Below are 8,344 nucleotides of genomic sequence, written 5' to 3' on the forward strand. Positions count from 1 at the left end.
ATATCCGAAGCATCCAAGAAATGCTAGGCCACAACGATCTAAGTACCACCCAAATCTACACCCACGTCGTCGGCATACAAGAGCGCGGCGTTACCAGCCCAATTGATATCTAAAACAATCGCCAACTACAAAAATGACCAACTGCTGATCCCCACAAAGGTGTCGGCATAAACCTCTGGGGCCGTCACAAACAGGACGTTTGTGCAGAGCTTATAGGGATATATTCACAGCGCGCCCCAGAGGTTTATGCCGGCACCGACACAGATCAAAGACGCCCTATTGATATCTAAACAATCTCCTTCAACCGCAACCTCAGCTTGAATTAGATGAGCGGACGAATGTGCGCGTCACCTCGCCGCTTAAAAACTCACTCACCTCCCGAGGGGAACATCTTGGCTTTAATATCAGCAAGTTTATCGATCGCTTGAGCCATGTCTTGCTTTTGGGTGGGCATTTCGAAACCGCAATGTTTGGCAGAGCAATAGAACCGGCCGGTTCCGTCGGGGTTACTGATTGAAGTGGCGGTATTTTTTTTGCATTTTGGGCAGAGTTCAAACTCAAGCGGTCTTAGCATGGTAGAGCCTTAGGTCGATTAGAAAGTCTGTTTAGGGGCGCGCACGGAATAACTTCCCGTTTTTGTATTCCTGGGTACACGCTGCCTTCGTTAAAAATATGTGCAATAGCCGGCTATTACGCCATACTTTCGCCTCGCCAAGCAAGCACCCACAAACCCAAACTCCAGCAACTTATTCCGTGCACGCCCCTTACCTTCCCCAAGCGCGAGAATCGACTACTGGCCTAATGTTTCAGCAACAAACTCCCCGCAGGCAACAGTGGATTATCCACTACCGCAACACCCCCGCCGATATGCGCCAGCTTAGGTGCGCCGTCTAAACTCGTTAATTGAAGGTTTTCGACGATTTCTACAGCGCCGCCAATGTACGCCAAATTATCTAAGCCTTGCAGCGTAGTGAGCTGATCATTTAATAAAATCCAAAGCTCGGTTTCTATATGCGTTAATTGGTTAAGGCCCTCTAAATTCTGCAATTGATAATTAGAGCGAATATCGACCCGCTGCCCCACTGTGCGCACATTATTTAAACCCTGCAATGTTGTTAGGCCGCCATTATTATTGACGACTAAGCGGCCGCCAATTTCGGTTAATTGTTGCAAGCCATCAAACGAGGTTATGCCATTATTAAAATTAAAAATAACATCGCCACCCACGGTTGTAACACCGTGTAACCCCTGCACACTCACTAGTTGATGGTTAAAGTCGCACTCGATGCGATTTTCTATTTGGGTAAGCGTCGATAGGCCCGCAATAGACGTTAGCGCGGGTAAATCGGCAAGGTGAAGATCGTATAATTGGTTTAATGCCGTAAAGGAGGTTAAGCGCTGTAATGCGGGATTTTGATAAAGGTATAAGCCGCCCATAACATCGGCAAGGGCATTAAGGCCATCTAAATTTTCAAGAGCATCGTTTTCATGAATTTTTATATCACCGAATATTTGTGTTAACGACGGCAAGCCCGTTAGATTGATTAATGCAGGGTTAAACGCGATATGAAAATCGCCAGCGATGGTTTGTAAATTTGTTAAACCGGTTAGATTTTTAAGCTTAACGTTATCGCGTAAGGTTAAGCTACCCACAGACCGCAAATTGTTAAGTGCCGTTAAATCTGCCACCTGATTAGCCTGCAGTATTAACTGGCCCGTTATTTCTTCACAGTGGCTAATCGCGGTTAAATCATCGGGGGTTTGAACACTAAAATCACCTTCACACACAATAGCGTTGCCTGCTGGTGGCGTGTTATTGCCCCCAGCGCAAGCGCTAATAATCCCTGCCAGCAAAACGGTGCACAGTATTTTTATACGCACAGGCTCTCGCTTCCTTGCGATCATATACGGGTGGCGCTATGCGCGAATAGCATTTAAGAAACCATTGCTATCGCCCACGCCGTTCACCTGCGCGCCAAAGGCATCTAACATTGAATAGAGTAAGTTCGAATAACGCGCTTTACCCAAATCGGCATGCTGGCCTGTTGCAAAATAGCCATTACAGCTACCGGCTAATAGTACGGGTAAATCGTCGTGGTTATGGCGATTCCCGTCTGATATCTCGTTGGATAATAAGCAGGCGCAACTGTCTAATAATGAATTGCCGGAAGGGTCTTTGGTGTTATTCAGCTTTTCTAGCAAATAAGCAAACATCGACATTTCCCAGCGGTCGATCGTTTTAATCGCATCAAAATTATTGGTATGGGATAACGTGTGGTGGCCTTGATTAACCCCCGGTAAAAAACCGTAGGTGGTATAGGTGCCGCCGCTGGCCAACATAAAGGTTTGAATACGGGTGATATCACACTGAAATGCCAGCACTTGTAAATCGCACATGGCTTTAATGTGCCCTTCGCGCCCACTCCCGACAATCGGTTGCTCCAAGGTACATTCAGCGACACCGGCATCCACACTATTTAAACGTATTTCTAAGTCCCGAATACTGTGCTCGTATTCCTGCATGCGCACACGGTCTTCCATGCCCAACTGTCCGTACAAGTTTTTGGCATCGTCTTGCACCGCACTGAGTACAGATTCGTCCATCTGCTTACGCCGCATGGCGGCCTCTGTTGCGGCATTTGGGTCAAAGCCTGCGGTAAGCGTATTGAATAAACGCGAAGGATCGGTTTCTTTCGGCTTACGTGTTTGCGGCCCCTTCCAGGAAACATTACACAGGTAAGCACCGTTATAACCCGATTCGCCGCCGCAATTTCCGCCATCGCCACCTTCAATGCCCAACGCTAGCGAATCGATGCGCGTGCGGTCGCCCATTTGCTCTGCCGCGATTTGGTCGATACTTACACCGCCGCTTACGCCAGGTTTAGCCGCTTGCACGGCCGTTAAAAATGACGCGGTACCCGACGAATGATCACCACCGCCCATAGAATATCCGGGCACATTTTCTAAACCCGAAATTACCATGAGCTGATCTTTAACATTGGCTAAAGGCGCAAGCGTAGGGGAAAGCGCATAGTTAGCGCCCGTGCCCGTTGGCCGCCATGCAGGCATGTGAATACCGCAGGGTAAGTACCACGCCAACATGCGCGCTGGAGCACCACCGGCCGCAAACGCTGTTTTACCGACAGGGGCCATAGCCTCCAATAATGGCAACGCCAATGCGGTACCCGTTCCACGCAAAAAGGTTCTACGGTTTAAAGATTTCATCGTCATCTCCTATTCCCCCGCCGCGCTAGCGCGTTGGCGGAATGCATCACTGACAACCAGCTCTTCAATTATGTCTTGAAAGCGGTGACCGTTGGCTTGTGTTTTTTGGTAAATATCAAACACCAATGGGTAATCTGAACTTTGTACATCACCGGGTAAAAAGCCTTTTACATAACGGTTTAAGCCGTAGGTGGCAATGTGGCTAGTGAAGCACATCGGTAAACGGAAAGACGATGCCAGAATATCACTTAGCTCTACCCCACCATCAAACGACTCCCCGGTTGGCAAGGTGCCGGTTGCATCCACAATCCAAGGGCCATTACCTTCAATGCCACGCCACTCCTCTGAGCGCCACTGCCCGATTGGGTCGTAATTTTCTAAGCCAAAACCAATCGGGTCTACAAATCGGTGGCAGGCACGGCATTGTGGCTGGCCGTGCATTTCAAATTTTTGTCGTGTCGACAAGGAAGCAGAATCGGCAATTTCATCGGGATCGCCAATGGGCAATTCTGGCGGTGGCGGCGGCGGTGCATCGCACAATAAAGTTTCTAATACCCACACACCACGCACCACTGGGCTCGTGGCGGTGTTATTGGATGTAGCCGTAAGTACAGAAGCGTGCCCGAGCAAACCTTTACGGGGCTCGGTACTCCACACATGCCGCTCGAAATTACGGGCACCTAAGCCACCGGGGGCAACTTGCAGCCAATTTAAGTTAAAGCCACCCGAAACAATATTCACCCGCAAGGTGTGATCACCTTGCTCCAAGTTACCTAACGCTACTGGCGCGAGCGTTTCCCACACCTGCCAATCGCCGGTAGAGGCGACGGCCGCATTTTCGCTGACTAAAACGCCATCTATCTCGAAATTTATAACTCCGCCGCCATTCATGGAGGCGACTCTAGGCGCTACCGCGTAAGGCCCAGCCACCGCAATATTCACGCGGTACTCTAGCCATTCACCGGCACTGGTATAACCCACGTTGTAACCACCACCTTCATCGGCCGTGGCTTCGATATCTACGTCGTCCGCGCTTAACTCACCACCATCGTTACCGGCAGAATTATCCAGATACATCACGTACTGCTCGGCTTCCACTTTAATCGGCGGGGCACTGCTATTGGGTAGGTCGGCATCCACTTGATAGAAAGCTTTTAAACGACCATTCAGGAAGCTGTAGTTGGCCGTAAGTAATTCACTCAAAGGAGCATTGGTGCTGATTAAGTGATTCACAAAGGTACGCGTTTCTTCGTCCATTGCTGCGCGAAGTTCTTCGCTGTAATTGGCAAACAATTGAGCATCCGGTGTAGAGCGGCGCTTGGCGAACTGTAACCACTGCGCGGCAAACTCACTCACTAAAGATTCAGCGCGGGCATCTTCCAGCATGCGTTTTACTTGGCTGCGTAATGTGCTTTCTTGCAGTAATGCGCCGCTTTGGGCCAACTGTAATAATTGCTCATCAGGTGTGCTGCTCCATAAAAAGTAAGACAACCGCGAAGCCAGCTCGTAACCGTTCAATGCGCGCGCATCTGCGGTGGCATCCACTTCAAGCAAGTACATAAAATTAGGCGATAACAGCATAGTGCGCAGTACGTGGAAAAGACTATCGTCAAAGCTGTTGCCCAGATTTTGTGCGGTATCAAAAATACCTAGCAGCGTTTGCTTGTCGTTAGCGGTTAAAGGCCTACGCCATACCTGGGTACCAAAGTTAGATAAGATTGAATCAACACAGGCTGCGTTTTCGGTATTGCACTGCAGGGCGGGCAAACCTTTATTAATAGCCTCTAGCACAACACGTTCGGCGGCATTAAAGAAACGATCAGCATCTTCAACGGTTACGCTTTGCACGCTACCATCTTTTGTATAATGCCCGTCTTTACCGCGCACATCGGCTAAAAAGTTGTCGCCTGGGCGCGATTGTGTGGCGAATAAATCGCGTACGGTATTGCTGTATTCCGTACGATTCATACGGCGCATACGCGGCGATACCACTTTCAAGCTACCCATTGGCGCGGGGGCTTCGTTAGTGGTCATGCTGGATGATGAATGATTGCTCGGCGATGGACACCACACCAGCCCAGCCAAGCTTTTGGTGTAAGCGGCGACATCATCGGCACACTGCCCAGTACACACATTGCCAGGCGCGGGCATGTAGGTGGCAATGTATTGGTGCAGCGGCAAGCCTGGGTTACCCGCTTCCATGGTGGAATGCCGGTATAACGCGGCCGTTAAATCAATCGCTTTAGAATAATCCCCCTCGCCACTGCCACCATGGCAAAAAGCGCAGGCATGGGTCTCGTCGTATAAGGTTTTACCGCGCGCTACGGCATCGGCACATTCACTTGCGCTACTGCTAATAGAAACCACACTTGATGAGGCGACCGCAGAGGAGACAGCAACGGAAGACTCACTCGCTACCGACGATGTGTTTTGGTCTACACCACCACAAGCCGTTATCAATAACGTGAACAGTAAGGCGAAACTGCGGCCGTTAACATGGCCCGCTGAATCGAATATTTTTCTTATCATTATTAGTAAACCCCACAAGGTCAGTTCGATCAAAAGACAGGAAAGCACTCTCAAGCCGCAACAAGCCGCAAAGCCAGGAAATCGCGAAATGAGTAAGATCAACACTATCCTTCAAAATGCTTTTTTAGGCGTCCCACTTTAGGTCGCACCCGCGTTGATACTTTGGTTTTGTGAATTGATACGCAACCCCGCCTTAAAGGTGAGACCTTTATCACATCTACGTTTAACGAAAATATTGTAAAACCCAAGCGACCTAAATTTCCAAAATGAGGGGTTACGTGAATTGGTACGTTTTTGCGTACGTTACAGAGGGGATTCGCGGGTTACTGCCCCTAAAGAGTTGATCTTACAAGGACGTCTTATTTAGAGTGCTCCTAGCATGCCCATAGGATAGAGTGCAGGATTTGATTTATCGCCCCATCATCAAAACTAAGGATCACACAATGAAGCCTTCACAATATTCAAGGTTGACGCTTGGAGCACTGATGACTTGCGCCCTTTTGTGCAGCGCTTGCGGCCAAGCGCCAGCAACCCAAGACACGCTAAATACGCAGGAAGACATGGTATCCGCCGATGACGCCAAACGTTATCAGCAAGCGGTTTTTAACGATTTTGTTAAAACCGCTAACATCACTTATGGTGAAAACTACAACCCAACCACCGGTATTAACGAGCCGCTAAAACTGCGCTTATTCCAGCCCAAAGGTGATACGAACAGCAAACGTCCATTGCTGATCATTACCCCCGGCGGTGGTTTTGTTAAGCACGGTGACGATTGGATGGAAAATTTTGGTGAGCGCTTTGCCCGCGCCGGTTATGTCACAGCCATTACCCGCTACCGCCTTTCGGACTCCACTGCTTCACCCGAATTATTCTCTGAGGCTTTATTTAAGTCGTTCGCAGATCAGAAGGCCGCGATTCGATTCTTTATGCACGATGCCGCCACAACGAATCAATACCGCATAGACACAAATAATCTCTTTATTGGCGGCCATTCCGCCGGTGCCATCACGGCGATGTATGTGGCTTTTTTAAGTGAAAACGATGATATGCCCGCCGTTATGCAACACGCCATGGATGCAAATGGCGGCATAGAAGGCAACAGTGGTAACCCGGGTTACAAAACACCGATTCGCGGCGTTATTAACTTATCCGGTGCGGTTTCCGATACGTCATTATTTAAAGCCAACGGCACTGCACTTTTAAGCATTCACGGCGAGAAAGATGATGTTGTTACGATGGGGACCCATGAAGCGCCTCTATTTTATGGCTCGGAGCCCATTCACCAGGCGGCTAAAGCAGCAGGCGTAGATTCCACGTTTTATCCCATGGCAGGGCTTACACACAATAGCACTGTGTACGATGAGGAATGCCCTAGCTGCATCCCTTCAATTATGGCGTTTATTAAGCAACATCTCGATGCGACAACACTGCCTTGATCATGCCCGACAATGAAAGTACGGCATACCCCATAGACCCTGCAGCAGAGCAATTACATGCCGCCATGATGCGCGCGGCAGACCGATACTTTTCGGCCTGCCGCGAGCGTATTCCGGGGTTTGCGCGTACTCACTTTAGCTACCCCGGCGCCTGGTACACCAACAAGGTCGCGTTTGGCTGGGACTTATTGCGCATGCCCATCAATTTGTTATGGGCGCCGCTCTATTTAATCATTCAGCTTTTTGCGCTTGCATGCCAAGCCTTACATTGGCCGGTACTACACCGTTTATTACGTAAAACACCGACCGGTTTTACCACCAAAGTACAAAAGCAGATGGTGGCTAATATTAACCGCCAACTTTTAAGGAACACCGCAACAACGGCCGACAGCGAATTTCATCGGTATTTAATCGAAGAACTCACCACACTTGCTAACCCCCGAGTCAACGTTAACACTCAAGATTTTATTCAAGCGATCGACCCCATCCTTAATGAAGCGCTGGCACAATATGCGATAACCCGCACCGCCTCAGCCGACATTACCAATACGGCACTCAGTACGGCGCTGGGCGCGCTCATGCTAAAAAAGTTTACGCCCGGCGGCCTGGGTTTTGGATTGTTAATTGCTGCCTTTGTGGCCAAAGGCCAGTACAGCCGAGACTTTATTTTTGGTGAAACGCTCGGCAATTATTACTACGCGCTATTTCCACCCTCCCCCTCAATAGCTTTAATAGCAGGCTGTACCTTAGGGGTAATGTGTATTCTTGCCGTAATTGCGTCGTTTTCAGGCTTACTCAGCGACCCTATTCAATACTATACAAAGCTGCACCACTATCGGCTTAAGAAATTCATCAACCACTTAGAACGCGACTTCACCCAACGCAGCGAAGCCACATTCAAACCCAAAGATCAGTACCTGGCTAGAATTATGGAAGTACTGGATACCTTTAAAACACAGTTCTAATGTGACGTGAACATGTGCCAGGTTACATTCACACAACCGCTGCACGCTTACAACTGAACGATAAAAAGCATGTTCGCCTCCCAAGCACCCCCTAAACAGCACCAGCCATTCAGCGTATTTCTTCTTTTTAACCTAGAAACCGCAGTTGAGAGTCAAAAAGATGCGTATTCCCTTGGTGTGCATGGC

6 protein-coding genes and 1 pseudogene are annotated in these 8,344 nt (G+C 49.2%); 3 read left to right on the forward strand and 4 right to left on the reverse strand.

Features of this window, described 5'->3' with window-relative positions:
• A pseudogene (locus AC3A8L_RS17485) lies at positions 1 to 113 on the forward strand (recombinase XerD); the annotation flags it as partial.
• 254 nt (positions 114 to 367) lie between these two features.
• Here the strand turns inward: AC3A8L_RS17485 and AC3A8L_RS17490 are convergent.
• From AC3A8L_RS17490 to AC3A8L_RS17505, 4 genes are all read right to left on the reverse strand, one after another.
• On the reverse strand, positions 368 to 574 hold the full coding sequence (locus AC3A8L_RS17490; protein WP_487963563.1) for a hypothetical protein: 207 nt from the start codon (positions 572 to 574) through the stop codon (positions 368 to 370).
• Between the two features lie 224 nt (positions 575 to 798).
• On the reverse strand, positions 799 to 1,881 hold the full coding sequence (locus tag AC3A8L_RS17495) for a receptor L domain-containing protein (protein ID WP_487963564.1): 1,083 nt from the start codon (positions 1,879 to 1,881) through the stop codon (positions 799 to 801).
• Between the two features lie 36 nt (positions 1,882 to 1,917).
• Positions 1,918 to 3,225 (reverse strand): DUF1552 domain-containing protein, encoded by a 1,308-nt coding sequence (locus tag AC3A8L_RS17500; protein ID WP_487963565.1) that lies wholly within the window; start codon positions 3,223 to 3,225, stop codon positions 1,918 to 1,920.
• Positions 3,226 to 3,234: 9 nt separating this feature from the next.
• Positions 3,235 to 5,754: a DUF1592 domain-containing protein gene (locus tag AC3A8L_RS17505; protein ID WP_487963566.1), complete on the reverse strand. Its 2,520-nt coding sequence runs from the start codon at positions 5,752 to 5,754 to the stop codon at positions 3,235 to 3,237.
• 443 nt (positions 5,755 to 6,197) lie between these two features.
• Between AC3A8L_RS17505 and AC3A8L_RS17510 the strand changes: the two genes are divergently transcribed.
• Together AC3A8L_RS17510 and AC3A8L_RS17515 are read left to right on the forward strand one after the other, a co-directional pair.
• A complete protein-coding gene (locus AC3A8L_RS17510) occupies positions 6,198 to 7,193 on the forward strand; it encodes an alpha/beta hydrolase (protein ID WP_487963567.1) in 996 nt (331 codons plus the stop codon).
• Positions 7,194 to 7,195: 2 nt separating this feature from the next.
• Positions 7,196 to 8,158 (forward strand): DUF6635 family protein, encoded by a 963-nt coding sequence (locus AC3A8L_RS17515; RefSeq protein WP_487963568.1) that lies wholly within the window; start codon positions 7,196 to 7,198, stop codon positions 8,156 to 8,158.
• Positions 8,159 to 8,344 lie beyond the last annotated feature (186 nt).

It is taken from the genome of Marinagarivorans sp. (assembly GCF_982758155.1).

Excerpts from the sequence above, each read along its gene's own strand:
- AC3A8L_RS17510 (WP_487963567.1), top strand. The coding sequence starts at position 6,198 with ATGAAGCCTTCACAATATTCAAGGTTGACGCTTGGAGCACTGATGACT.
- AC3A8L_RS17515 (WP_487963568.1), top strand. The coding sequence starts at position 7,196 with ATGCCCGACAATGAAAGTACGGCATACCCCATAGACCCTGCAGCAGAG.
- AC3A8L_RS17490 (WP_487963563.1), bottom strand. The coding sequence starts at position 574 with ATGCTAAGACCGCTTGAGTTTGAACTCTGCCCAAAATGCAAAAAAAAT.
- AC3A8L_RS17505 (WP_487963566.1), bottom strand. The coding sequence starts at position 5,754 with ATGATAAGAAAAATATTCGATTCAGCGGGCCATGTTAACGGCCGCAGT.
- AC3A8L_RS17500 (WP_487963565.1), bottom strand. The coding sequence starts at position 3,225 with ATGAAATCTTTAAACCGTAGAACCTTTTTGCGTGGAACGGGTACCGCA.